Origin of the sequence: Leptospira biflexa serovar Patoc strain 'Patoc 1 (Paris)' (assembly GCF_000017685.1) — a bacterium.
GTDB lineage: Bacteria > Spirochaetota > Leptospiria > Leptospirales > Leptospiraceae > Leptospira_A > Leptospira_A biflexa.
In genome coordinates this window covers 49,017-74,116 of sequence record NC_010844.1, presented here as the reverse complement: position 1 = coordinate 74,116, position 25,100 = coordinate 49,017, and the positions used below count along the sequence as shown (strand labels likewise).

The following is a 25,100-nucleotide window of genomic DNA, read 5'->3' as shown; positions in this document are numbered from 1 at the left end:
GGATTGTGTGGAAGCAGTCCAGAAAGACTCTCTTCCCTCCCCTATTCAATACCAAAAAAACAGCGAACCAATCGGCAATTTGTCGGATTTGCGGCTCAAATATTATGTCACATTGGACTTGACAAAAAAATCCATTCTGGTGATTAGAAGTATGGAGTAGGGGTTTGAGTCCTCTCACTCTTAAATGCGGTCTTCCACATATATGCCGCAACATACATCACCTGGGATTCCTATGAATTCCAAACATGGACGTTTGTAAAAACTTCCAAATTTAATTACGTCGCGATAGCTTTGTCTTCGCTTTAGCGTAAAGATCCAAAGAACATTTTGTTTTTTGGGAACCGAAGGTCTCTGTTGGAAAAGAGAGGAAGAATGAAAGGGAAAGAAAGGACAGGAGTTTGGGTTGCACAATGGATTTATGATTTGGATTTAAATCCGAATCAGATTCGTTTGTATGCAGAAATTGTTTCATTGGATGCGAAGGATGGGTGTTATGCATCCAATGAGTATTTTGCAAAGATATTACATTTGAAACAAGATACAATTTCAAGGCTCGTCTCGCAGTTGAAAGAAAAAGGTCTACTCATTCAAACACGTTTTGATGGTAGAAAAAGATTTTTAAAACCAGTATTGTTAGAAAGGAAATTATCGGACGAATGTCCAAGGCCCGATCGATTGGATCAGAGTGCGAAAAGAGTAGGGGAGAGTGTCGGAAGCTTGTCCAAGGCAGAATTGGCTCGGAGTGAGACCTCTTATCATACAGTACAGAAACAATACCATATACATTTGAAAAGAGAACTATCGTGTGAAGAAAAATGGAAACAATTCCTACGTTGGATGACAGAGACGATGTCCGAGTCCACGAGGGAGTCTCTTGTCAAACTAAAGGGCCCTGAAGAACTGACGGGGTTACCGCTACGTTATTGGGAACGTTGGCTTAGCACCCCGAAATCCGAGTGATTATTTTACTTGGGTGATGTCTTGGCGGAATTGGGATCTTCCACCTGGGTATTCAATGATATACAAACATTGGCAATTTTCCCATGCTGGGCTTGCTAGGAAAAAACCACCTTCCTCTGATTGGCAGGAATCTTGTTTGGGTTTGATTTTGTGAGCGGAAATCAAACGTCCCAAGTCTTTGATTTCTGTTTCTGTGAGCTCAAGCGATTCATTTTCAAGCAGAATGCTTGTTAGTTTGGGTGAAGTGGAAAGAAGGTTCGTTGCGTTCACGCAAGTTGTCCTTCGCATGGCAAGACTACCTGATTCGATCGCTTGGACACTTGCTTTTGCAGAGACTGCGGCATAAAATACTTCGGAACCGTCTTTTTGTTTCCATTCGGATTTCCAAGGGGTATAGGTTTGGCAAGTGAAGAGAAAAACGAGAAGTGGGATGGTTAAGTATCTCATGTGGGAATTGTAACGAGCGAGAAAACTTTGTCAATGGAAAGAGTCGATTCTGAGGATAGAGTTTTGTTAATTTATTGAAAAATAAGAGTTTCGTTTCAGATTAGGAACTAACCAAAATGAGTTCATTCAAACCAATCCCTCTTTTTTCTGGTCCCATGGCGCAGTCCTTTATGGCATCTTTTAAGTCAAAGGCAGACAAGTCCTATGGGAAAAATCTGAAAGGTGAGTGGAGATCGGTCAAAACTAAAAAAGGTGTCAATTTACTTGCAAGAATTCATGGCGTTCCGAGTCCCAAAGGCATCGTCATTTTGGTACATGGATGGGAAGGGAGCATCCATTCCAGTTACATCATTCGAACCACCAAACATTTTTTAGCAAAAGATTATTCAGTGTATCGATTGAATTTGAGGGACCACGGCGACACCCACCATTTAAACGAAGGGATCTTTAACGGAAGTTTATTGGAAGAAACTTATGAAGCTGTACTCGAATTGACAAGGTCGGTGAAGGCCAAAATCCCTGTGTATTTAGCTGGGTTTTCTCTTGGTGGAAATTTTGTTTTACGAGTGGCAGGGAAACATAGCACAGAAAAAGCGGATCAAAAAATTCCAGGACTCAAACATTGTTTTGCCTTTAGTCCAGCGCTTGATCCAAAGCGAGCCACAATCAAAATGGATGAACACCCATTCCTACGAAAATATTTTTTAAATTCATGGAAATCTTCACTCGAAAAAAAAGGCCAACTGTTCCCTCATCTGTATTCCTTTCATGATTTGGATCGATATGAATCGGTGATGGATTTAACAGAAAAAATGGTGAAGGAATTTTCCCAGTTTCGTTCTGTGGATGAATATTTTTTATCTTATACTTTGTCTGACCTCTTTTTTAAATCAATCAAAGTACCCACAACCATATTGACATCCATGGATGATCCCGTGATCCCTTGGAAAGAGTTCACAGAGATTCCAACTTCCGCCTACATTGATGTGGTCATTGAGGCAAAAGGTGGTCACTGCGGTTTTATAGAAGACTGGAAACGGTCTTCGTATTATTGGAGGATTATGGAAAAGAAGATGGGTTGATCTCTTCCCAAATCTGTTTCCAATACTGTCCCCAATTGGATTTTTCAGAGGTCCAAAATTTTTGAAAAAATAAATCTAATAGTTCCCGATTGGAAAGGATGTTTAGGATTTTTTTTCGATCCAATCGTTCCGGTCCTTCTTTGAGTAAAATTTCGAAATCATTTGTGATTGAGTCCGAAACTTTGGACCTGTACGATTTGTTCCCTTGCAATTGTTTGTGTTTCTCGTGGAAGATCGGGTGGACAAGTGCATAAAAAATTTCTTTGCCTTCCATTCGTTTCTGTTTTGTGCGAGTGAGTTCTTCTCTCAGATTGTTTGAGAGTTCCCGATTGGGTTTCCAATAGGATAGATCAAAAAACGATTGTAAGGATTTTTGTTCGCGACTTGTCAAAATGACAAGTGGGATGGAGAGAGTCCAACCAATCCAAATGGGCATGGTTAAGAAAAAAAGCATGAGAGAGTAGGAGTAACTGATATAAGCAGAAACGAGTCCAAGGATGGTGATTCCAAAAAAGGAGGAAACCACGTAAGAAAAAGAGTAACTCGATTCCGCATCACGATTCTGAGGTCCCCAGGATATTTTTTTATTTAGAAATATGGACACCACAAAAACGCTATGATAGATCATGTAGATGGGCGCGATGAGAATGGAAAATAAAGTCTCTAAAAAGAAGGCGGGGAATTTTTTGAATATTTGTCCCATCGGTAAACTTAAGTAACTCAATACTCTTGGTAAAAAGAGAAGGATTAAAGAGAGATACAAAAGCTTCAAATACAAGGGATCATAAATCTGAGCTTTGAAATATTCAAACTCTTCTGGCAACATCGAATAATTGAGGAACTTACTTTCTTCGATATAATTCCACAAACTAAGTAGAATGTAACAAAGCCAAATGGGTGAATTGAGGTAAGACAAAATTCCGTTTAAGATATGAATGCGATTGATGAGAGGAATCTTTTTTCCAAATAAAAACCAAAAATGTTGCATGTTCCCTTGGCACCATCTCTGGTCTCGTTTTAAAACATCGATGATATTGGGAGGATTTTCTTCGTAACTTCCTTCGAGCTCGTAGGCACACAAAACTTCATATCCCGCTTTACGCATTAGGCTTGCTTCGACGGTATCATGACTTAAAATTTTTCCACCAAGGCCACCATATTCGGGAAGATGGGGGAGGGCACAGTATTCCATAAACGGTTTGATGCGTAAGATAGCATTGTGTCCCCAATAACTATTGGCATTGATCTGCCAAAAACTAGCACCTTTTAAGAAATAAGAACTAAATAGGTAGGAGGAAAATTCGGTTAATTTTTGGAAAAGAGTAGTGGCGCGAAACAATTTGGAATTGGTTTGGATGATGCCTGCCTTCGGGTTTTGTTGCATCATAGCGATGAGTTGTATCATGATGTCCCCACTCATCAAACTATCAGCATCCAAAATGATCATATACTCATATCGATTGCCCCAACGACGGCAAAAATCAGCGATATTGCCACTTTTTCCATTCAGGTTACTTTTTCTCCTTCTGTAATGGAATTTTTTGTAATTCCCGGTCGATTCACATAACTCTAAATAGGCGGCTTCTTCTTTGATCCATTTTTCAGGAGTTCTTGTATCACTTAAGATAAAAAAATCTAATTTGGGGAGGGAATGGTATTTCTCTAGTGATTCATAGATGACTTTGATCCTTGCAAAGATGGATACTTCATTTTCTTCGTATACGGGCATGACAAGTGCAACTGAGGCTTTTTCGATACTCTGAAAATCAAGTTCACTTTCTGGGATCCTCTTTGCATTGAATAAGGGATCACCTTGTTTCAAGAGTGAGATCAAAAATCCAAATAGAGAAGTGGTTGCACCATAGGATAACATGGGCAAAAGGAAGAGTAATGCTATGAATTGGTAATATTCGGTTAACTCAACTCCACCAAAAGAGATGATTTGTGCAAACGTCGTGAGCCCGATGATGATTGGTAGAATGAATACGCTGAAAAATAAAAAACGATGGAATTGGATCATAATAACCTAAAGATGATGAGGTAATAGAGTGCAGTCCAAGTGAAAATGGAAACTAAAATGAAAATGGGTTTGAACGAGCTGATAATGGATTCTTTTGATTTTTTAAGATCCGATTTCCATTCGGAATCCTTCGGAACCATGGAACCAAATTGCCAAGCTCGGTCAGGAAATGGGAGCGAGGATTCTCTTTTGATTTTGTTTTCGCCTACATACTTGATCCAAACTGACCAATCTTGTTCCAACTGATACGACAAGTTTGTATTTTGGAAAAAATGGGAAAGTGTATTTGAGATCGTATATTCATTTTGTATGCCCGATAACAAAAGGAAAGTTCGAAGACGTTCACTAAGTTCTCTTTGGTACAAAGTATTATTTTGAAATTCCATCTCTGTAGATCCATGTTTCAGTAATTTTTTGATTTTCTTTCTCCAAATGAACCTTCCAATTGGATACTTCAATTGGCGATGAATGCCAAATTTGTAATCTCCATTGGTCAAGTTCCCGAATCTTTTCAATTTGATAACGAATTTGATCTGCTGGGATCATGTCATTTTTGATGATAGCTTTCAGTTCTGTTTTAGCATCTAACGCTTTCAGAAAATCACCAGTAAAATAAAGGGTTAACATTTTTTCTTTTGGGAACAGAGGATCAATTCCTTTATAATAGGAGGTGGTTTTTCCCAATTGGTGAGAGTCTGGTGATTTGTCCGTATAACTGAGTTTATATTGGAATTCGTATCCTTCTTTCAAATTCGGTGGGATATTTGGCTCCCAAAAAATAGTCACGTTGTCATCAGAATCTAAATTCGTTGTAAATTCCAAAAGATATAGGTCACCTTTTCCCCAATCCCCTTTCGGCTCTACCCAAACACTTGGCCTACGATGGTATAACAATTTTTCGTCTTGGTAACTTTTGAATTTTCGATCTCTTTGAATGAGTCCAAATCCTTTGGGATGGTTCAGTTCGATCGTTGTCAGTTTGGTTTTTTTAGGATTGATGAGAGGCCTCCATTCCCAGTTGTCTTCGCCAAGATATGTGAGAAGTCCATCCGAGTCATGGATCTCTGGATGGATGTTTCCAAGGATTGGGATATTTGATTCTCCATAAAGAAACATGGAAGTGATGGGAGAGAGTCCCAGACGTTTGATTTTTTTTCGTAAATAAATTTTGGCTCGAATGTCAATGGTTGTGATCTCGCCAGGTGTCACATAAAATTCATAAGCACCCGCAACAGATTCACTATTCATAATGGCATAAATCAAAATGGAGGAATCATTTTTCTCGGGACGTTTGATATAAAAACTTTCAAAAATAGGGAATTCTTCTTCTCCTTCAGGGCCTGTGTTGATAGCAAGTCCTCTACCGGATAAACCATACACTTGGTTTTTGGATAATGCGCGGAAATAAGAAGACCCTTGGAATACTAAAAATTCTTCCAATGCTTCCTTTTGGTTGATTGGATAATGGACACGGAAACCCGTGTATTGCAGTTTTTTACTCAACTCAAAAAAATCATCTGTGAGTGGGAGGTTTCCAAAGTGAAACCGAGAGGAATCATACGGAATCTCCACTGGCTTTTCTTCGATCACTTCATAAATTCTGATCCCATTGCTGTAAATATGTCCTGGGTGGAAAAAATGTAATTGGTAGGGGAGCGCTAAATTTTTCCAAATCGCAACATCCGGTTTGTATTCAATTTGTCTGTAATCTTCAAAACTGATTCCATCGAGTCCCGGAATTTTATACACAGGGGTGGGAACGAATTTTGAATTCAATTTTTGTTTTGCAATTCTGTCTGCCGCATTGAAATCAAAAACTTCAGAATGGGGGGTGATTGCAAAAAGAGAAATGAGGGCATGAAACGTTAGATCATTTTTTTTAAAGATAACGAAGACACATAACAAAATGGCAATGATGGCAAAGTATATGTTTAATTTCTTCATAAGAATGAGTCTTTGAAATGATCAAGAATGGTCATTCAAATTCTGAAATGTAATAAAATAGTTTCACTAAACATGGATTAAGCAATAGTGAAATATTTTTCAGTTGCATGATTCATTTCCTTCCATAACGTTCTCCCAACTTATGAAGTTCCATTTGAAATTGTATTGTTGTCTTGTTTTGGTTTTTGTCGTAAATTTTGTTAGTTGTCTCAGTAAACAAAAATCAGAGAAAGTATTCGGTGAATCTGTCCTCTCCTCTAATAAACCGCAAACGTTTAAAAAAATCGCTCCTTTAACTGCCAATTCGTATGGATCAAGGAAAAATTTATATGAACATGGATGGGCGGTGATCCCTTCAGGGAAAAAGGCAATCGACCTTTCCAAAGAAAATCTGATGAGTGCAAACGTTGCCAAGGCGATGGTACTGGTTAAATTAAAAAAACGAAGTGAAGATTTCCCTGGGAAACTAGGGAGTACGATGAATGCCGTGAAAAATTGGACAAAAGAAGGGTATTCGGATGGTACAAAAAGAACAGAAGACATTTATGATGCTGGTGTCCAACTTTCGAAAGAAGAATGGAAACTATCCCAATCCAGTTTTTCGGAAGCAGGGAATCGGTTTGTATTAGGTTATGTTTTTTTAGTCCCAAGAGTCAAATCGGACTGGGAAGTATTGGATAAAGAACTCAGTCGGTATGCGGACACGCGAGATCAAAAATCAAGCCAACTGAATCAATTGTTTACATCGACTTTGAAAAACAATTCAAAGAATATAATGAATTCTTGGGGAGATTCCTTTAAAAAAGCCTCCGACGAATTCACAAGAAATTATGAAGAATCAGGTGAGAGGGATAATGCACTCCTTGCACTCGTTGATATCTTCCAAGGGTATACCGTTGCTTTGAAGGAAGTGGTCATTTCACCTGTGACCAAAACCACTGTGAATACAGGGGAACTCTTGTTAGTCAATGGAGTCTATGTTCCCCTTTCGCAAGGGATGAACTTTTCTTCGAATGCTCTTGTTTCAACGGGACTCGTTTTTTATTACACAACAAAATCTGGATACCGTGTGTTTTCTCCAACACTCGAAGCAGGGATGTTTAGCTCTATCGGGATTCTCTCTGCTTCTGCCACTGTGCCTACCTATGCTTCTGGGTCTTCGGTTGCACTCTTTAACCAAGTGACATCCGTTGCCGCCACAACGGCTGGTGGTGCCCTTGGTGCAACAGGTGGAGTCGGGTATGAATCCACTGCTTATGCAACAGGACTCACTTATGACCTCACAACGGGCGTCGCAGAAGCGGGAATGTACACAATGAGTTCAGGGATCGTGTTGGGTTATTCTGCACTGACAGTGTTACCTCCGCAAATTTTACTCACGGCAGTGGATGGTCCCATTCTCATCGCTTATGATGGGCCAAGGGTTGTCATCGCCGTCGTGAAAGGAAATTATGTGGAGGAAGAGAACCTGCCAACAGGGACTGTGATCAACTTAGAAGAAGCCAAAAAGAAAGGGAAACTGAAAGTATTATCAGATGATCCAAAGCTGATCAAAAAGGTACTCGATGCCGAGATGTCAGAACAAATGAAGCGTTCCAAAAAATTAGAGGCTCCATCGAAATGAAATTTAAATTATTCATCAAAACCAATTGTTCCCTTTTATTATCTTTCCTCCTTATCACGTGCGCAAGCTCAGATAAGAAACAAGAAGATCCATTAAAGAATACCAAAAAACTTGTGATCGAAGGACATAGCTCTTTGTATTACCAAGGCGCATTGCCTGTCAAAGGTACAAGCATTAAGTTTATCCCTCCCATGGAAGAAGCATCGATTACTGTTCTTGGGAGTCGGTATGATTTTGCTGCCGAACAATTTTCCAAATCAATGCTAAAAGCATCTGAATCCGTTGTGATTGTCAAAGACGGAACGAAGATGAGTTGGAAAGCGGCTGGCAACATCAATGACAAAGGAGAACAGGTTCGCAAGTTCTTAAGTGAAAACGCCACAAAACCGGGACTCTTTATCATGTATGCTTCGGTTGCTGAATCCTATGGGCTCATTGGATCTTCTTTTGAAAGGGGAAAACAAAGCCACCAAGCCGTCATAGCAAAATCGGTTGAGATCCGAAAAGAGTGGGATGAATGGGCAGAGATGCAACTGAGTAGAGAGATGCCAAAGGATACATCCCCCTCTGCCAAAAAAAGATTCAAACAATACCAAGAGAATTTCCAAAAAGATTTTGAATCCACTGTTTATGGTTATATTGATTTGGATGAAGCATTAAAAACATCTTGGAATGAATCTTACGAAGACTTTCGAAAGGGTGGATTCTTTAGCCGCAATTCGGAAATCAATGAGATTCGATCGACTGTCTCTGAAACGATATTTGGGAGTTGGAAAGAAACCATTTTTCAATATGGGAAAGATACAAAAGAAGAGTTGGGTAGAGCCAAGGGAGAAATCGAAGCCATTGCCGACAAAGATGAAGGAATCCCGACTGCTCTCTTGAAATCATTCTCAAGGACAGCAAAGGCAATTTTGTATGACAGTATCATCAAACCAATTGGCAAGGTGGCTTTATTATCCGTAGGTTATGTGACTTGGAATGGACTCATTTATCCTGTTGCCTTGGGTACAAATGCTGCAGGTACTACCATGTATGGGTTAGTGGAAACCATCACTCTCACAGGGAAAGGTGTTGTGTATTTGACAGCACCTAGCATTGAACTGGTATTAGGTTCTATCATCAATAGTACAGAAGTGGTTGTACATGAATCAGTCCAGTCTTTAGATAAGGGCGCTAAAGTCACATCTGCTATGTCCAGAAAATCATCTGCTTATTCCGTGAAGTCTGCTGCCTTTGTGACAGAGTCATCTGGTAAGTACATCCTTGCACCTATGAGTTATGTGGGTGTGACCACTGGCCAGGCGGTTTTAGGGGGAGGGCTTGCTGTCACAGGAACTGTGGCAGGAGGAACGATCGCCGGGGCTTCTGCCACGAGTGAGGTGGTAACGTATGCATCATCGCAAGCAACATCGGCAACGGTGGGTGTCGTTGGCTCTGCCGCTTCGTTTGGAACCGGTGTGACTTACGGTGTGTACCAAGTCACAAAAGCGGTTGGAGTTCCTTCTGGTGTCGCCATTGGAACGGGCATTGTGCTCAGTTACGAGTTCATGGCACAAATCTCAGCACATTCGATTTTGGCAGCAGCCGATTGTACGTATTTAGTGTTATCCCTTGAGGGAGGCAAATGGGTTGTTTATGGCGTGAAGGATACTTCTAAGAAGGCTAGTCGATTGTTGTCGGGTGCTGTAGTTGATTTGGACCAAATCCGAAAAGAAGGTGGAACGGTTGTAAAAGTTCCCATGGAACCAGGTGAAGTAGAAAAAATACTAGGTAAAAAAAAGAAAAAGTAAACGATAGGCGAATGCCGAAAGGACAGCGAAAAATCTTAATCATTGAAGATTCTGAACTACAACGGAAACTCCTCAGCCGGTGGGTTTCCAAAAATGGTTACATTGCGATTGAAGCTGAATCCATTTCGGTTGCTCGTGAAAAAATCATCAGTGAGTCGATAGATGTCGTTTTACTTGATTGGGAATTACCAGATGGCAATGGTATCGATTTAATTTCTGATATTCTATCTACATCTCCAGTCGGTTGGCTTCCGATCATTATGGTAACAGGCCATACGGAACCTGAATATTTTAAAATTGCGATAGAGGCAGGCGCAACAGATTATATCACGAAACCTGCCAAAGAAATCGAGTTACTCGCTCGAATTTTTAGTGCCTTACGAATCAAAGCCTTACATGACCAGTTGCGTGAAACTGCGATTCGAGATGTCATGACAGGCCTATATAACAGGCGTTATATGGAAGAGAGAATCGAACAAGAATTCCAACGTTGTAAGAGGCATGATAGCCTATTATCAATGGCAATGATTGATATCGATAAATTTAAGAATATCAATGACACTTATGGGCATGAGATTGGAGACCAAGTGATCAAACAATTAGCCCATGAATTAAAAACCAGTTTTCGAAAATCAGACATCATTTCTCGTTTTGGCGGGGAAGAGTTTGTCATCCTTTTTCCTGAGACAGGCGTTGTCGATGCGACAAGGATTTTAGACCGAGTGAGAGAGAATGTTTCAAAACTTGAGATGAAGTCTGATACGGATCAGATCTTCCATTTTACGTTTAGTGGCGGAGTCGCTGGTGGAGATTTATCTGATATTCAATCGAATCAGGAATTGTTGAAAATTGCTGATAAAAATTTATACGAAGCAAAGTCTTCTGGTCGCAATCAAATCATTAGCTAAAACTATCAGATTATCCACTTGAACATCCATCATTCTTTTTACCAATTAACACCCGATACAATCTTAAATGCGATCGAATCCCTTGGGTATGAAACAACCGGACGATATTTTATTTTAAATAGTGTTGAGAATCGCGTTTACGATATCGAAACGACGAAAGCAGGAAGGATTGTTGTTAAATTCTATCGACCAGGGAAATGGAATTACCATCAAATCCTAGAGGAACATTCCTTTTTACAAGAGTTATCGGCGGAAGAGATCCCAGTACTTGCTCCCATCACCATCGATGGGAAATCAGTTTTTGAATGGGAAGGAATTTATTTTGCCATTTGGCCATTACGGAATGGAAGGATTGTCGAAGAAATCCAATCGAAGGATTTGGAACGAGTGGGAGCCTTACTGGGAAGGATCCATTCCGTTGGGAAAAGAAGTAAGATCGTAAGTCGACCATCACTAGATATCCCAAGTTATGGACTTTCTGCATTACAGTATATCTTAGACAAAAAATTCATCACCAATTCTGCTTTGGCAGACCGATATCAAAAAAATGCACGAAGTGCCTTTGCCATCTTTGAATCGCTGACAAAAGAATACCAAATTCCTTCCCAAAGGATCCACGGCGATTGCCACAAAGGGAATTTATTAATCTCTGCGGATGGATTTAGCATTTTAGATTTTGATGATTTTTTACATGGACCCATCGTACAAGATTTTTGGATGTTACTTCCGTTTGGTGAAGCAGATCGTAAACATGAGTTCTTTGATTTTTTTGCTGGTTACTGTATGTTTGCAGACTTTGATGAAAATTGGCTCAAGTTAATTGAACCGTTACGTATCATTCGATTCATCCATTATGCCGCATGGATTGGGAAACGTTGGGAGGATCCATCGTTTCCATCACTTTTCCCACATTTTGGAACAGAAGAATATTGGTTAAAAGAAACTTTGGATTTAGAAAATGCAAATCGTGATTTAGATGAAGCCAATCCTTCGCCTTCTGCATCGAAAGAAAACATAGAACCAGAAATGACGAATAAAGATTTTTTTTGGGATTGGGAGAACTAATCCTTAGAGTAGGTGGGATAGTGCCACAGCCAAGGCATGGGAAACATTCAGAGAATCGATGTTATTTTGCATCGGTATATAACCAATCACATCACTTGCGTCGAGTACACCTTCCTCAATTCCATTTGCTTCATTGCCAACGATGAGGACTAGGTTCTCCAGTTTTCCAATCTCTTGGATCGTTTTTGTTTTTGATAGGTGATGCGAATTTTCTTTGGGGAGAGCAAGTGCGACGAGATTTGTTGGTCTCTCTTTCAATCGTTGGATCGAATCGGGGAGGTTTGTCGTTTTTGCTAACTGCAATTGGAAGATCGCACCCATCGAGACTCTGACAGACCTTCTGAGGTATGGTGATGCTGATTTGGAATCAAAGAGTATGGACTTTATGCCGAATGCTGCCGCATTGCGTAGGATAGAACCTATATTTTCACTATCAACAATTGCATTGATGATGAGGATGGGGAAGGTCAGGTCTTCTTCCTTTGCCCATTTTTGTTTTCCGACCGCCATAAACCCTTGGTGGACATGGAAACCAATGGTTTCTTCAAATATGGATTGATCTGCAACATAACACTTCTCCTCATCTTTTAACTTGGAATCGATGAGGTTTTTGTGTTTTTGCCAATATTTTTCGGTGCAAAAAACCGATACGACTTCAAAATTTGATAAAAGCAGTCTAACGGCTGTTTTTTCATGATCAGCTACAAAAGAATCAGACGGGGATTCCTTCGATTTTAGAAGGGAGTAATCAGTCAGTCTTTCGTCGTGTGGGGTAAGGATTTTTCGCATGAGTTATATTTTGATCTTTACTGTTTCTACGGAAATACAGCTCCACCGCGATGTTATGCGATGTTTGGTCTTAATCCGAATTTTGCAGCTACTTCATTTACTCTAGTATCAAAACTATGAAATGCAAAGTTTGATGAATGCATAACATCTTTTAAGAAAATTGCAGTTGCAATATGAATACCATCTAAAGACCTACAATCTGCAATATCCTTCTTTAATTCTATTATCGATTGAATACTCTCGTCAATTTTCATTAGGGAACATTCAGAAAGTAATTCTTTTAGAAGTTTTTCATGCTTTGAAAGCCATTGCGTAGGAAGGTTCTTTTTGTTATTTTTAAAAAATCTTCTTAAAACGATCGTCGCTTCTATTAGGGTAAGGATAGAACTCACTTTTTCGCTAGGAGCATTCCAAATTTTTACTGCTTTATCATTAAAATGATCCCCTAGAATGATAGAAAGGATAATGCTAGTTTCAATATAGTAGATCATCTATATTAAAACTTATCTTCTTTTGAGTCTTGGTATAAGGTCCACCAATCACCTTGTTTTTTATGATTTAGGTTTTGTTTTGGAATTTTACTAATTTGTGTGGATTTTCGTTTAGCAGGAATTAATTTTCCTTCGCTTGCAAGTTGATTCAGAATTTTTTGTACATTATTGTCGGAGTTTTCTTTTCCCGGATATTTGAGTTCTGCAACAACTCTGTTGTGCTCTGTAATTAGCACATTTTCACCATTTTTTACTAATTCGATATATTGGCTTAGGTGAGATTTTAATTCGCGTATTCCGACCGATATCATAATTTAAAATTGTGACCATTGTGACCTCTTTTGTCAATTGATTTTCCTTTAGAAATTGTCTTTCTTAGTCGTCTTAAATTAGGTATTTTCATTTTTAACGTTAACTTTGCCAGACGTTCGAATCACACCCTTTATTTCAGAATCTCATATTCAGTTTGGACAAAACCATTGGGATAGGATTGTGTTTTTCTATGTTTCAATTCAATCTCGTTCTCGGTAACACCAAAGAGTGGGATCCCACTCCCAAGTAAAATGGGAATTTGTGTGATTGTGATTGTATCCAATAGAGATTCCATAAGAATAGACTGGATCAATTTGCCACCATCCACATAGACATTTTGATAACCTTTAGTTTCAAGGAATGGAACCAGTTCACGAAGCGGACGAGTGAAGATTGAAATTTGATGCTTCGATTCTATTTGGTAATTTGGATTCTTTGATACCACAATGACAGGTACTGTTTCGAAAGGATAAGGTTCAAACTGCAAAACGGTTTCAAAGGTAATTCTTCCCATCACGATACAATCGATTGATTCCATAAATCTTTCGTATCCAAAGTCTTCCTTTTCCAGTTGGTATTTTTCGGCGTGAAGCCAGTCGACCGATCCATCTTTTTTTGCAATGAATCCGTCCAGGCTACTTGCAATATATGCTTTTAATGATACCATATTTCTACACTGTAGAAATATTCTGAAAATGAAAGAAAAAATTACAAATCAAGCCCTACGAATGTTAAAAAAAGAAGGATTAAAATCTTTGAGTATGCGTAAACTCGCAGAACATTTATCCATCGATCCGATGACCATTTACTATTACTTTAAAAATAAAGACCAACTCATGGCGGAGTTAGTGGAGGTTGTATTTCGCAAATTTTATGAAAGTCTGAGATTGGATGAGGGAATTGGAAATGAGAATCCGCAAAAAAAACTGGAATTTGTTCTCATCGAATATCGATCATTTTTCATTCAATATCTTGATTTGTCTTTATACTTGATCCAAAGTCCGAGGCAAGAATATCCAGCAGTTACCATGTTCAATGATAGGATTTTAGATTTGATCCTTGCCTTAAAGCCATACGAAAATCCTGAACTCACACGAGACATTTTGGTTGATTTCATTCATGGGAATGCACTTTCCGTTTCCAAAGGAGCGCGCACAAGATCGAATGTGATAGCAAACCAAAACCTCACAGACCAATTTAAAGAATCATTCAAAATACTATTCAATCGATTGTTTTATAACACTCGTTTGGCCTAAACGGGGTTTGTTCCATATTTAGTGGAGGTACTAGATTGGAATCATTCTGAATGGAATCATATTATCCGCTATTGACTTAAAATGAGTTGCGTTTCGAATCTTGTCATTTTTCTATACAAATACTCGTTATCCTTTCGAAATTCATGAATTTAGATCCAAGAACAGTTGTATTTATCAATATCGTCGGATGTCTTTTGATGTCTGCTGGACTGTGGTTTGCATCGGGTTTTTATTTTAAAAAACTCAGGATGGTAAAGGCGTGGTCACTTGCGACTTTATTGCAAGGCATTGGGTGGATTGTCATGGGAGCATTGCGGGGTCAAATCCCTGATTGGATATCCATCAGTTTTGGTAATACATGCATATTTTTATCAATTGTGTTTTATCATACGATCATTGTAAATTTATTTGGGAAAAAATCAAATTGGAGAATCGGAGTCCTCTCTGCAGTGGTACTTTTTGGTATTCTTGTATTCTACCAGTTTTCAACATTCCCACCACAATATAGAATTTCGATTCTTTCATTATTTCCTAGCGTTCAATTCCTTCTCACAGCAAAAACGATCTATGTGGAAAATAAGAAACAACACCTAACTGGAAATTTTATTTTTTATTTTTTTCTCTTCAGTGGTTTATTTCTTTTTGCTCGATTCCTTGTTTATACATTTACAGAAGTCTCGGTCACTCAAATTTCATTTGGGAAAGGACCCATCCAAGACGTTACATATCTATTATTTTATATTATATCTGTCCTTATGACATTCGGCTTTTTATTAATGTGCATTGATATCTTTATCAAAGGACAAATCCAAGATGAAGAGAAATACAAGTCACTCGCTGAAAATTCTACAGATATCATTTGGGTATGGAATTTTGATTTAGAAAAGTTCACGTACGTGAGTCCCTCCATTGCAAAAGTGACTGGGTATTCAATTGAGGAAGCATCTGATATCCATATTTCTAAGACGTATACGACGGATTCTTATTTGAAATTAAAAGAATTGTTGGTACCTCGTATGAATGATTTTCGTAATTCTAGTATGAAAATCCCTTTTGCCTATGAACTTGAGCAAGTGCGAAAGGATGGATCTACGATTTGGATTGAAGCCAATACAGTCTTTCAAAAGAACCAAAACTCAGAAATAGAATTACTCGGTGTATCTCGTGATATTGATGTTAGAAAAAAATCAGAGCAGGAGACAGCTCGTTATTTTAAGGAATTAGAATTATTAAATCATACAAAAGATAAATTTTTCTCAATCATATCCCATGATCTAAAGGGTCCCATTGGTGGGATGAATACTTTCATTGGCATGTTACTAGAAGATATGGAGACCAGGTCTCCCAAACGGATGCTAAATGATCTCAATATTTTACACCAATCATCAGGTGAAGTGTATGCGTTACTCGAAAATTTATTAACATGGGCAAGGTCTCAAACCAATGAGATATCCTTTTTACCAGAAAATATTTCTGTGAAATCATCGGTGGATACAGTCATATCCTATTTTACGTTTATGACAGAAAATAAAGGGATTCGGATTCAAAATGAAGTTTCGAATGATGTTTTTGTTTATGCCGATGAGAATATGTTAGAAACAATCTTACGAAACTTGGTTTCCAATGCGATCAAATACTCTCATGTAGGTGGACAGGTAAAAATTTCAGCTGAACCAATTGATGATCAAGTTTCCATTCAAGTGGAAGATTTTGGGACAGGAATTTCGGATGAAATTCGAAGTACGTTTTTTCAAATTGATGCCAAACAAAAGAGTAGGCCAGGAACATTAGGTGAAAGAGGCACAACCCTTGGTTTGATCCTTTGTAAGGAATTTATAGAAAAAAATCATGGGAAAATTTTTGTTCAGAGTGAAGTAGGGAAGGGATCTAAATTTTACTTCACTCTTCCCAAAGGCAAATAAGTTTTATTCAGCGATTACTTTTGTGCCACTTGTGATCCCATCCCCTGGATACAGAATGATGGATTCTCCTTCTTGCAAACCATCTTTGATGAGACTCATCCCTTCGCTTTGGTGCTCAACGTTTACAAATCGTAATGTTGCTTTTTTCTTCTCAACTGTATACACTGCCCATTTCTCATCTTGTCTGAAGAGTGCTGAACTTGGTATGAGAATCGAGTTTGGTTTTTCGAAGAGAATGATTTTACATTCTAATTCGTATCCGTCACCCATTCCCGTTGGCGGATCAAATGCGATCGAAATGGGTACTCGTTGTTCTTCCACGCCAAGGGAAGATACCTTGGTAATGGCAGCAGGTTCAATATTCTCTATTTTTCCTTTTAAGATTTGTTCACCAAATCCAGAAATGTTCACAGGGTCTTCCAGTGTAAGATCCGGCATGTCTTCTGTTAAGATATAAGCTATGATTTCCAGTTGTGAAAGATCACCGTAATCGATAATCCTTTCTCCCATGGCAACGGGACCTGCACTTCCTCGGTATACTTTTAAGATTTGGCCATTCGTATTGGCTTTGACTGTTTTCACAATGTCCCAATCTACTGTGATGAGGGTCATACCTTTTTTCACCTGGTCACCCGCATGGAGTTCCACTCTTCGCATCACGCCGTTCACTGGCGAATACACTGTATATAATTCTTTGATTTTTGATTTCCCTTGGACGGAAAGGATTTGTTGGTACGTTCCTTTTGTGACAAGGGCAATCTCAACAGGTTTGGGGTTTTTGCGTAAGATAAGGAAAGAGAAACCGATGAGGAGTAAAACTCCGATCCCAATTTTTGCATTCTTAGATTTTAAAATTTCTATGAAGTCCAATTTCAACATTTTATTCCCTTACCTTTAAAACACTCAATAAGTCCATGGTTTTTAATTTCCGAAATACAATCAAATAGCTAATGGCTGCTGTGCATAATGCAAGTAGAATGGAATAATAATAAGTGGAAGGGTAAATCGTTGCAGGAATTTTGAATCCTTCTGTCTCATTACTATTTAAAATTAAATTTGCTACTTGGTATCCAAAGATACATCCAATGGGAATGGCACATAAAATTTGCCATGACAATTCCCAAGCAATGATGGCAAAAACCTCTTTTAAAGTGAATCCTAAAATTCTGAGACTCCCTAATTCATAAATCCTTTCGGAAAGAGTGATCATTGCCGTATTGTAAATCACACCAATGGAAATGATGACAGTAAAAATTAAAATAAAGACAGAGGTAGATTGTAAGGATCTCTGCATCACTTCCTGAAATCCTTTTAGAATCGCTGTTTTTGAAAAAAGACCAATCACTAATGGATCATCTTTAAATTCTTTGATTAAATCTATGTCTTTGTTTGGATCCGTTTTGAGTAATGCTGTGTTGATGAGTTTTCCTTCCTCTAAGATTTGATTCAGATTCTCTTTATTTATGAATACACCTTGTCCTAAGATTTCATTTGCCAAAGAAGTTACTTGGAGAGAAAGTTTCTTTTTTTCACCATCGAGGGTTTCGATTTGGATCGTTTCACCAATCTGGATGTCCATACGTTTTGCTAAATCTTGGTTTACCATGATTCCAGAAATCGGAATTTGAATGGGTTTTAAATCTTTCCCGAGAATTTTTCTTAATTCTGAAGGATCGGGCAGTCCAGTGAGTAGGATGTCTTTACTCTTTCTATCTTTTGTCATCTTAATCGGAATGGATCTTTGTCCTTCTGCAATGAAGACTCCATCCATCTCTTTCAGTTCGAATAAAACAGACTCAGGGATGGGATTACGAAATGTTAATGTGAGCGACTCCCGTTGGATGATATTAAACTGCAAATCCAATAGAGATCCAACGGTATCTTGGATGAAGTTTCCAATGATCATGATCATGATGGAGGTTGATAATCCAAGAATCGTTAGTAGTGTCCGCATGGGTCTTTTGAATAAGTTGCGAAGTACCATCCTTTGGATGGTTTGTAAATCTGTGATCCATGATTCCCAAAATGCGATGGAGTATTTCCCAGGTGGGGCAGGGCGCATTGCTTGTGCCGGGTCTAATTTGATAATCCCATATAAGGAAAAAAGAGTCCCTATCCCTCCAATGAAGATTCCAAAGAATAAAGTAAATAATATCAGGAGAGGTGGAAATACTGGGATCAAATGGGGGAATTTATAAAATTCTCCATATAAATTTGTCATCGCGTTACCAAGAAGATAACCAATGAAAATTCCAAACAAACTGCTAATGGATGTGATAAAGGTAATGAGTTTGAGATAATGGAAAACAATTTGAATGGCAGTGTATCCTAATGCTCGTAAGGTTGCGATTTGTTCTCTTTCTTTTGTGATGAGACGATTGGAGATAATGTGTAATAAAAAAGCGGCGATGGCAAGAAAGATTCCAGGAAGGAAAACTGCCGTTGTCCTCAGTTGTCTAAATTCATCGTTTAGAAATGATTCTGAAGGTAAAAACTTACGTTCCTTTGCACCAAGGCCACCGTATTCATCGAGGAGTAAATCTAAGTCGTGTAATGTTTTTTTTCTTGCTAACGGATCTTTTGTGAGTTGGAAAATGACCTGATTAAAAGAAGATTCAAAATTAAAATTGGCTTCAATTGCTTCTCGTTTCATCCAGAAGATTCCATAGTGTTTGTCATCTGGGAGAGGGTTCCCAGGGCGAAAGACATACACATATTCTGGTGATAATCCAATCCCTGTGACAGTGAGAAGGACACGTTTTCCTCCAATGATCGTGGATAATTCTGCCCCCGGTTCTAAATCATTTGCTTTGGCAAAACTTTCGCTAATCACCACTTCTTGGTTTTGTTTTGGGAGAGATCCTTTGGTTAAATAAATTGTATTGATGTGATCGGTTAAGGACAAAAGTTGAGCTGCTGATGGATATACTTCCGTCGGAAAATCAAGGACTATCTCTTTGGAAATCCTTGTTTCGAAACTGGTAATTCCAGGTAAGCCAACAATTTTCCTTTCCAAAAAATTGGGAGCACGATTCAAATAAACAAACCCATCACATAAACTTTGTTTGCTGTAAAATTGTTCCTTTGCTTGTAATAAAGAAAAGTAAGATGACCATGAAGCTGAGAAATAACTAAGACCTGCTGCAATGACAAGCCCAACAGTTAATCCTTGTAAGGAGATCGATTTTAGATCTCGTAACAGTTTTAAATTGAGAGTGGAGCCGATCACCAACTCACCTCTGAAACTGATTTTTTATGTTTGTTCTTTGTGTCAGAAACAATCGTTCCGTCTTTGACAAGAATGATTCGGTCTGCAATTTGTGCGATTGATTCATTGTGCGTGATCACAACGGTGGTGGTTCCTAATCCTTGGTTGATCCCAGTGATTGCTTCTAATACAATCCTTCCTGTTTTAAAATCCAATGCTCCCGTTGGTTCATCACATAACAAGAGTTCAGGTCTTTTGGCAATGGCACGTGCGATGGCGACACGTTGTTGTTCCCCACCTGAAAGTTGTGCTGGGAAGTGGTCTTTTCTATCTGCCAATTTAACAAGAGTGAGAGCATCCAATGGTGACATGGAATTTTTGGATAGATCCGTCACGAGTCTTACGTTTTCTTCTGCAGTCAAACTTGGGATTAAATTATAGAACTGAAACACAAAACCCACATGGTTCCTTCTGTAAAGTGTGAGACCTTCATCTGACTCGAGAGCTAACGTGTTTCTATGGAAGAACACTTCCCCAGTTGTGGCAGTATCCAAACCACCTAAGATATTGAGAAGGGTAGATTTGCCAGAACCTGAGGCCCCTAACATAACAACCAGTTCCCCTTCAAAAAAATCTAAATTGACGGAATGGAGAGCAACGAGGGGTACTTCACCAACTTGGTACGTTTTTCCGAGGTTCTTGGTTTGGAGAAGCGGTGAAGGGTGTGTCATGGTAATTTTCCGGACGTTCTTAGAGATTGTCAATTGGTACAGATTACGATTTTGTAACAATCCTGTGAACAGAAAAAACGAATGGCGAGAGGAGAGGGAGATTGATACTTATCAATTCAGATTGAGGATTTCCACTGTTTTTATATTTGAAAAATGACCAGAAATGATTTGGATCTCCTTTTTTGTGACGCCGTAATGCTTTGATAGAAGACCAACTAATTCCTGATTGGCTTTGCCTTTCACCGGCAATGATTTTAATTTTGCAATGCATTCCGTCTCGGATTTAAATTCCAAACTTTGGATCTTTTGGTTTGATTTCACTTTGATGACAATTTTCATCTTTGTCCGAATTCGTAGAACAGCCGATAATTGGCAAAAAATCTGTTTCTAGATAAAAAGAATTGAATGTACAAGAAAAATCCTTCGTTTTGAAAATGGAATAGTTTTGGATTGTTGAAACTAGTATGCGAAAGTACCAAATCCTAATTCTTTTTTCTATCCTTCTCTTCCTAACTGATTGTGTCAAAACGAAAGCCGAATCGGGAGTCCCAGACAATATTTTAACACTCCTTCTCGTCAACTCGATACTCAATTCCAATTCAGGCCCATGTGCGACAGTTGAATCGATACAAGCGAGTAGCATTGGTTCGTGGTCTCCCAATGGGAATGTATTCCAATATTCTTCGATTTATCCAGTCACATTGAATCAAGGAAGTCCTATGGTCCAAGTGATTTTAGAGAATTCTGACCATGCCTTGGGAGGATTATTTCCTTTCTGGTATTTGGATCGAAATCAATATAACACTGGATTTTTAAATAAGGACACAGCAACTTATATTGGATATAATACTCATACTTCGATGTTACCTTATGCAAAGGATACTTCGTATGCAACTGATCCAGCAGTTACCATTGTAAACACTGGAGAATTTTCGCAACCCTTAGGAGTTGATTTTAATTTCGAAAATCCTTCCGGTGCGAAGGCAACCTTCATCAATTCCTGTCGGAAATTGGACATTGATGAATCCAATTTTCAAACATCAGAAGCATTTAGTTTTATGAGTGGGCTAAACCATTTTTGGTCATCAGAAAAAACTTTAGATGTGAATCTTATATTTGTGAATGGAAGTTTAGGCCAAGCATACCCTATCCAAACGGAACAAGCAATCGATGTAGCAATGAATCGATGGCGAGAAAATTTTTCAAAATCCTCAGTCAGAATCAATCTCAATGTTTCTGTTATTTCTGCAGAATTAGATGGTTATGATATGCTTTTTGATCTTAGCACTGAAAATGGATATCCAGGAAGTCTCGGGGGTTTGTTTCAAACAACAAGTTTCATCGGCAAACCGAATGCGCTAAATGTTTTCATTGTCAAAAGTGAACTCCAGTATGGTGGCGTCTTAGGTGTGTCAGGTGGAATCCCTGGACCTGCGACTCTCCTCGGAACGAAACAATCAGGGATTGCTGTATTTGTGGATGCTCACAGGTTGTTTACAAATTCTGGAGATCTACTGGCATTCGATGAGCAAATGTTACTTGGTGAAACATTATCTCATGAAGCTGGACACTTTTTAGGATTGTGGCATGTCACTGAAGCTATAGGAGATAATGGATCTATCGCAAATAAAGATCCACTCAGAGACACACCTACCTGTCATATATCGAATGATTTCAATTTCAATGGGGTTATGGATTTGAATGAATGTTTGGGGGGAGGTGGATCCGACTCAGGTGGGAAAAATATGATGTTTTGGTCTGGAGCAGTTGGTTTCACGCAGGGAGATATCACCGCGGAACAGGGATGGATTCTCAGATTGAATCCTTTGGTGTATTAAATGAAAAATTCTCTATTTCAATTCATCATTGTAAGTGTCACTACCTTCTTTTTTATCCCGATGGAAGCAAATGATTTGGATTACCAAAAATACCAAACGATCAAAGAAATGATTTCGAATCCTCACCACCAAGAAGAAGTAGAAATCTACCAAGAAAGAATTCGAAAGGTGACAGACGCTCCCTTACCATATTTGATAAAAATTGTCCAATCCAAAGATAGCTTTGTATTCATCAGAGCCAGAGCGATACAATTATTGGAATTGTACCAAAGCCCTACAAGTGGGAGTGCTCTTGAAAAAACAATCGAGGACACTCACGAAAATACGCATCTTCGAAAACTTGCGATCCGAACCTATTCAAAGTTTTCAAAAATTGATACAAACAGGCAAAGTAAATTTATGAAACAATTTGAATCTGATAAAGAGTTAGGACTAATTGTAAAAAATAAACAAAAGTTCAATCGAAATTCCAAACATAATCAATTGGATAAACATAAATTTAACCAACTGAATCATAATTGAATTTGACTGCGTACAGCATTTTCAGCACCTAATCTCGATTAGGAAAGAAAATCCATCTCTAAAATTCGACAAAACCGACTCGTTATCTGTCGAATTTGTCGAAATTGTCGAATTTTTACACCAAATACAGCAGAGGGATTCAGTTCACAGGGATTGAATTTCTATGGGTGCTGCATTGGTTCCAAACGATTTCATCATGGGAATTCGTGTCTGAAACTGGAATGCTAGTGAGAATCGGTTCTTTGGTTTGGTGCGGGTTAGAACTTTTCTTTTGTTCCTTAGGGAAACTGAATGTTTCAAAAGGAGGAATAAACGTTCTTAAATAATAAGGCATAGAGTTTCGTTTATGGATCCAGTGCAACATGCAAATGACACGATGGAATAATTCAGAATTGAGTTCTGTCTCAGGGAATCTGCGATAAATTCTCTTCATGAGGCGTTTGCTCCTTTTGTGGTTAGGTTCTGATACAAATCCAAAGGAAGACAAATCCCAATCAAGTTTATCCAGTTCTTGGCCATGTTCAGGTGATTCTTCTCGTCCGCAGTATCCAAAGTATGCGACACCATCTCCTTTTATTTTCTGCATCCATAGCTTATTTGGTTTCCTTCTAGGACCATTTTCTTTTGGGAGATTGAACAATGGTTTTGTTAATTCTTCTCTTAGTTTCCTCTTAAAGTTTCTCACTTCTCCTTTCGGGATTAAAACATAACCATGGAGGTGCGGATTGTATTTTCTATCAATTGAATTGCCTTCAAAGGTCATGCTTGGTAATTCTAATCCATTTATATTATTCTTATATATTTCGAAATTGAGCTTTTTTAATGTATTCTCAAGAGCTACTTTTAATTCCTTCATATCAGCTACTTTGTCTCCTCTGGTGATTGTAAATGCATATCCCATGTATCCGATCTTACTATATACTTCATGGTTTTTCTGATTGTACTTCTTAAGGCGATTCCAAGTTATACGGTTAGTGACTCGTTTAACATCTCTTATGTTCATCGATTCTTTTCCGTACTCTCTTTGAAGTTTATCCCATCTTCCTTCACAGATATTGACTATCCTGTTCCTCTTAAACCTTTCTTCCGCTAATTTCTGTAGACATAGCTCGACCATATACGGTCCTCCCGCTTTAAAAAATTTCGAAAGTCCGACAACAGATCACGAAGACTTTGGGTCATCGCACTTTCTGGGGTTTTCAAAAGGAGGTCTTTTAGGTCGCCAAGTGATCGCCTTGACTAAATTCTATAAAAAAATCGAATATCGGAGAACCGATATCGCATATTTTTGGAATTTTTTTCATTTTTACTGTACGAAAAAAAATTTTATAAACTCAAATTATTAACTTCATAAAACGAGGTCTTAAAAATCTGGTAATTGATATTATTATAATAAACTTATGTAATTTGATTTCATACTGCTGCATTTGATGCATTTAGTATTGGAATTAATAGGTTGGATTTTTTTATTTCCGGGGTTCTTCCGAGTATATACTCGGAGAAACCCCCACTTACACAAACGCGAATTATGTGCTGCAATTGCTGCAACTATTAGAGTTCACCTGAAAAGAAATCAGGGAATCTAAAAAGAGAGAGTCTATTGAATGGCTTGGGTCCTCAAATCTTCATTATTTTGTGAAGTGGAGGTTTTCATTTCATTTACTGCCTGACTTAGCATCTCTTTCAGGCGAATGGATTTTTGGATCTCCATTTTAACTTCATCAAGAGCTTGTTTGAATTTTGGATCATTTTTCGACCATTGCGTAATGATCGTATGATTCCTTTTTATGATCAATGCAGCCTCGCGATAGCTTTTCCCTTCACTAATAAAGTGCAGAGCATTCTGTTTTTCGGCTGATAGTTCAGGGAAAAGGATCTGGAAACTATCTTTTCTTTTATGCAATGCCTGGATAATCATCACAGCACTTTGAATTTGCTCTTGGGTCAGAATATTCTCTTCTTTTGATTCTAATAGATTTATCATATCTATTCTCCTTATTTGAATTACCTAGATTTTACAAAGTTTTCGGATATCGGAGAACTCCTTTTGCGATTTATCGATATTTCCTAAAAAAAAATTGGGGAAAGGGGATATTTTTTTAGTTTTTTTAGGAAATCGTTCCGTTTGGGTGAAAATAGGCTATTTTATACCAAAAATTGGAACAAATCGGGTATATTTTAATAAAAT

At 38.3% G+C, this 25,100-nt stretch carries 24 protein-coding genes; 10 read left to right on the top strand and 14 right to left on the bottom strand.

What is annotated here, in order from left to right:
- The first annotated feature begins 372 nt into the window (after positions 1-372).
- Entirely contained in the window at positions 373-960 is a 588-nt protein-coding gene (locus tag LEPBI_RS18720) for a helix-turn-helix domain-containing protein (RefSeq protein ID WP_012476876.1), read from the top strand.
- Here LEPBI_RS18720 and LEPBI_RS18715 read toward each other — a convergent pair whose 3' ends face one another.
- On the bottom strand, positions 961-1,407 hold the full coding sequence (locus LEPBI_RS18715; RefSeq protein WP_012476809.1) for a hypothetical protein: 447 nt from the start codon (positions 1,405-1,407) through the stop codon (positions 961-963).
- Positions 1,408-1,523: 116 nt separating this feature from the next.
- Here LEPBI_RS18715 and LEPBI_RS18710 point away from each other — a divergent pair, with 116 nt between their 5' ends.
- Complete coding sequence (locus LEPBI_RS18710) at positions 1,524-2,489, top strand: YheT family hydrolase (protein ID WP_012476808.1); 966 nt, start codon at positions 1,524-1,526, stop codon at positions 2,487-2,489.
- Here LEPBI_RS18710 and mdoH read toward each other — a convergent pair.
- The 3 genes from mdoH to LEPBI_RS18695 are packed head-to-tail and all read right to left on the bottom strand — an operon-like array spanning position 2,467 to position 6,453.
- A complete protein-coding gene (mdoH, locus tag LEPBI_RS18705) occupies positions 2,467-4,509 on the bottom strand; it encodes a glucans biosynthesis glucosyltransferase MdoH (protein ID WP_012476807.1) in 2,043 nt (680 codons plus the stop codon). The two genes, LEPBI_RS18710 and mdoH, sit on opposite strands and share 23 nt — an antisense overlap.
- Entirely contained in the window at positions 4,506-4,895 is a 390-nt protein-coding gene (locus tag LEPBI_RS18700; protein ID WP_012476875.1) for a hypothetical protein, read from the bottom strand. Before LEPBI_RS18700 ends, mdoH begins: the two co-directional genes overlap by 4 nt.
- Positions 4,879-6,453, bottom strand: coding sequence for an OpgD/OpgG family glucan biosynthesis protein (locus LEPBI_RS18695; protein ID WP_012476805.1), 1,575 nt, complete (start codon positions 6,451-6,453; stop codon positions 4,879-4,881). The genes LEPBI_RS18700 and LEPBI_RS18695 overlap by 17 nt, the downstream gene beginning before the upstream one ends.
- 142 nt (positions 6,454-6,595) lie before the next feature.
- Here LEPBI_RS18695 and LEPBI_RS18690 point away from each other — a divergent pair, with 142 nt between their 5' ends.
- From LEPBI_RS18690 to LEPBI_RS18675, 4 genes are read left to right on the top strand one after another with little or no spacing between them, the layout of a single operon-like run.
- Positions 6,596-8,077, top strand: a complete 1,482-nt coding sequence (locus tag LEPBI_RS18690) for a hypothetical protein (protein WP_041770306.1) — start codon at positions 6,596-6,598, stop codon at positions 8,075-8,077.
- Positions 8,074-9,870, top strand: coding sequence for a hypothetical protein (locus LEPBI_RS18685; RefSeq protein ID WP_012476803.1), 1,797 nt, complete (start codon positions 8,074-8,076; stop codon positions 9,868-9,870). The genes LEPBI_RS18690 and LEPBI_RS18685 overlap by 4 nt, the downstream gene beginning before the upstream one ends.
- An 11-nt stretch (positions 9,871-9,881) precedes the next feature.
- Positions 9,882-10,778 carry a diguanylate cyclase DgcR gene (gene dgcR, locus LEPBI_RS18680; protein ID WP_012476802.1) on the top strand — a complete coding sequence of 299 codons (897 nt, stop codon included), beginning with the start codon at positions 9,882-9,884 and terminating at the stop codon, positions 10,776-10,778.
- An 18-nt stretch (positions 10,779-10,796) separates the two neighbouring features.
- Positions 10,797-11,843, top strand: coding sequence for a serine/threonine protein kinase (locus tag LEPBI_RS18675; RefSeq protein WP_012476801.1), 1,047 nt, complete (start codon positions 10,797-10,799; stop codon positions 11,841-11,843).
- 3 nt (positions 11,844-11,846) lie between these two features.
- Here the strand turns inward: LEPBI_RS18675 and LEPBI_RS18670 are convergent, their stop codons facing one another.
- The 4 genes from LEPBI_RS18670 to LEPBI_RS18655 all read right to left on the bottom strand — a co-directional run bounded on the left by LEPBI_RS18670 (position 11,847) and on the right by LEPBI_RS18655 (position 14,102).
- Positions 11,847-12,632: a TrmH family RNA methyltransferase gene (locus LEPBI_RS18670; RefSeq protein ID WP_012476800.1), complete on the bottom strand. Its 786-nt coding sequence runs from the start codon at positions 12,630-12,632 to the stop codon at positions 11,847-11,849.
- 53 nt (positions 12,633-12,685) lie between these two features.
- Positions 12,686-13,123, bottom strand: coding sequence for a PIN domain-containing protein (locus LEPBI_RS18665; protein WP_012476799.1), 438 nt, complete (start codon positions 13,121-13,123; stop codon positions 12,686-12,688).
- Positions 13,124-13,128: 5 nt separating this feature from the next.
- Positions 13,129-13,434 carry a type II toxin-antitoxin system Phd/YefM family antitoxin gene (locus LEPBI_RS18660; protein ID WP_012476798.1) on the bottom strand — a complete coding sequence of 102 codons (306 nt, stop codon included), beginning with the start codon at positions 13,432-13,434 and terminating at the stop codon, positions 13,129-13,131.
- A 131-nt stretch (positions 13,435-13,565) separates the two neighbouring features.
- Positions 13,566-14,102 (bottom strand): dihydrofolate reductase family protein, encoded by a 537-nt coding sequence (locus LEPBI_RS18655; protein ID WP_012476797.1) that lies wholly within the window; start codon positions 14,100-14,102, stop codon positions 13,566-13,568.
- A gap of 28 nt (positions 14,103-14,130) precedes the next feature.
- Between LEPBI_RS18655 and LEPBI_RS18650 the strand changes: the two genes are divergently transcribed.
- Positions 14,131-14,691, top strand: coding sequence for a TetR/AcrR family transcriptional regulator (locus LEPBI_RS18650; protein ID WP_012476796.1), 561 nt, complete (start codon positions 14,131-14,133; stop codon positions 14,689-14,691).
- 143 nt (positions 14,692-14,834) lie between these two features.
- The gene (locus LEPBI_RS18645) at positions 14,835-16,613 is read left to right on the top strand and encodes a PAS domain-containing sensor histidine kinase (RefSeq protein ID WP_012476874.1); all 1,779 of its coding nucleotides are present in this window, start codon (positions 14,835-14,837) and stop codon (positions 16,611-16,613) included.
- A 3-nt stretch (positions 16,614-16,616) separates the two neighbouring features.
- Here the strand turns inward: LEPBI_RS18645 and LEPBI_RS18640 are convergent, their stop codons facing one another.
- From LEPBI_RS18640 to LEPBI_RS18625, 4 genes are all read right to left on the bottom strand, one after another.
- Complete coding sequence (locus LEPBI_RS18640; RefSeq protein WP_012476794.1) at positions 16,617-17,492, bottom strand: efflux RND transporter periplasmic adaptor subunit; 876 nt, start codon at positions 17,490-17,492, stop codon at positions 16,617-16,619.
- 1 nt (position 17,493) lies between these two features.
- Positions 17,494-19,842, bottom strand: a complete 2,349-nt coding sequence (locus LEPBI_RS18635; protein ID WP_041770302.1) for an ABC transporter permease — start codon at positions 19,840-19,842, stop codon at positions 17,494-17,496.
- Complete coding sequence (locus LEPBI_RS18630) at positions 19,839-20,552, bottom strand: ABC transporter ATP-binding protein (RefSeq protein ID WP_012476873.1); 714 nt, start codon at positions 20,550-20,552, stop codon at positions 19,839-19,841. The genes LEPBI_RS18635 and LEPBI_RS18630 overlap by 4 nt, the downstream gene beginning before the upstream one ends.
- A 111-nt stretch (positions 20,553-20,663) precedes the next feature.
- Entirely contained in the window at positions 20,664-20,891 is a 228-nt protein-coding gene (locus LEPBI_RS18625; RefSeq protein WP_012476791.1) for a DUF167 domain-containing protein, read from the bottom strand.
- A gap of 125 nt (positions 20,892-21,016) precedes the next feature.
- On the opposite strand from LEPBI_RS18625, the gene LEPBI_RS18620 reads away from it, so the two are divergent.
- Positions 21,017-22,390 carry a M43 family zinc metalloprotease gene (locus LEPBI_RS18620; protein WP_012476790.1) on the top strand — a complete coding sequence of 458 codons (1,374 nt, stop codon included), beginning with the start codon at positions 21,017-21,019 and terminating at the stop codon, positions 22,388-22,390.
- Positions 22,391-22,912 (top strand): HEAT repeat domain-containing protein, encoded by a 522-nt coding sequence (locus tag LEPBI_RS18615; protein WP_012476789.1) that lies wholly within the window; start codon positions 22,391-22,393, stop codon positions 22,910-22,912.
- 139 nt (positions 22,913-23,051) lie between these two features.
- Here the strand turns inward: LEPBI_RS18615 and LEPBI_RS18610 are convergent, their stop codons facing one another.
- On the bottom strand, positions 23,052-23,915 hold the full coding sequence (locus LEPBI_RS18610; RefSeq protein ID WP_226992975.1) for a hypothetical protein: 864 nt from the start codon (positions 23,913-23,915) through the stop codon (positions 23,052-23,054).
- 594 nt (positions 23,916-24,509) lie between these two features.
- A complete protein-coding gene (locus tag LEPBI_RS18605) occupies positions 24,510-24,896 on the bottom strand; it encodes a hypothetical protein (protein WP_012476787.1) in 387 nt (128 codons plus the stop codon).
- Positions 24,897-25,100 lie beyond the last annotated feature (204 nt).

Coding starts and splice junctions, on each gene's coding strand:
- LEPBI_RS18650 (WP_012476796.1), top strand. CDS start 14,131: ATGAAAGAAAAAATTACAAATCAAGCCCTACGAATGTTAAAAAAAGAA.
- LEPBI_RS18605 (WP_012476787.1), bottom strand. CDS start 24,896: ATGATAAATCTATTAGAATCAAAAGAAGAGAATATTCTGACCCAAGAG.
- LEPBI_RS18655 (WP_012476797.1), bottom strand. CDS start 14,102: ATGGTATCATTAAAAGCATATATTGCAAGTAGCCTGGACGGATTCATT.
- LEPBI_RS18665 (WP_012476799.1), bottom strand. CDS start 13,123: ATGATCTACTATATTGAAACTAGCATTATCCTTTCTATCATTCTAGGG.
- LEPBI_RS18670 (WP_012476800.1), bottom strand. CDS start 12,632: ATGCGAAAAATCCTTACCCCACACGACGAAAGACTGACTGATTACTCC.
- mdoH (WP_012476807.1), bottom strand. CDS start 4,509: ATGATCCAATTCCATCGTTTTTTATTTTTCAGCGTATTCATTCTACCA.
- dgcR (WP_012476802.1), top strand. CDS start 9,882: ATGCCGAAAGGACAGCGAAAAATCTTAATCATTGAAGATTCTGAACTA.
- LEPBI_RS18625 (WP_012476791.1), bottom strand. CDS start 20,891: ATGAAAATTGTCATCAAAGTGAAATCAAACCAAAAGATCCAAAGTTTG.
- LEPBI_RS18660 (WP_012476798.1), bottom strand. CDS start 13,434: ATGATATCGGTCGGAATACGCGAATTAAAATCTCACCTAAGCCAATAT.
- LEPBI_RS18695 (WP_012476805.1), bottom strand. CDS start 6,453: ATGAAGAAATTAAACATATACTTTGCCATCATTGCCATTTTGTTATGT.
- LEPBI_RS18640 (WP_012476794.1), bottom strand. CDS start 17,492: ATGTTGAAATTGGACTTCATAGAAATTTTAAAATCTAAGAATGCAAAA.
- LEPBI_RS18610 (WP_226992975.1), bottom strand. CDS start 23,915: ATGAACATAAGAGATGTTAAACGAGTCACTAACCGTATAACTTGGAAT.
- LEPBI_RS18690 (WP_041770306.1), top strand. CDS start 6,596: ATGAAGTTCCATTTGAAATTGTATTGTTGTCTTGTTTTGGTTTTTGTC.
- LEPBI_RS18630 (WP_012476873.1), bottom strand. CDS start 20,552: ATGACACACCCTTCACCGCTTCTCCAAACCAAGAACCTCGGAAAAACG.
- LEPBI_RS18615 (WP_012476789.1), top strand. CDS start 22,391: ATGAAAAATTCTCTATTTCAATTCATCATTGTAAGTGTCACTACCTTC.
- LEPBI_RS18715 (WP_012476809.1), bottom strand. CDS start 1,407: ATGAGATACTTAACCATCCCACTTCTCGTTTTTCTCTTCACTTGCCAA.
- LEPBI_RS18720 (WP_012476876.1), top strand. CDS start 373: ATGAAAGGGAAAGAAAGGACAGGAGTTTGGGTTGCACAATGGATTTAT.
- LEPBI_RS18685 (WP_012476803.1), top strand. CDS start 8,074: ATGAAATTTAAATTATTCATCAAAACCAATTGTTCCCTTTTATTATCT.
- LEPBI_RS18620 (WP_012476790.1), top strand. CDS start 21,017: ATGCGAAAGTACCAAATCCTAATTCTTTTTTCTATCCTTCTCTTCCTA.
- LEPBI_RS18645 (WP_012476874.1), top strand. CDS start 14,835: ATGAATTTAGATCCAAGAACAGTTGTATTTATCAATATCGTCGGATGT.
- LEPBI_RS18700 (WP_012476875.1), bottom strand. CDS start 4,895: ATGGAATTTCAAAATAATACTTTGTACCAAAGAGAACTTAGTGAACGT.
- LEPBI_RS18710 (WP_012476808.1), top strand. CDS start 1,524: ATGAGTTCATTCAAACCAATCCCTCTTTTTTCTGGTCCCATGGCGCAG.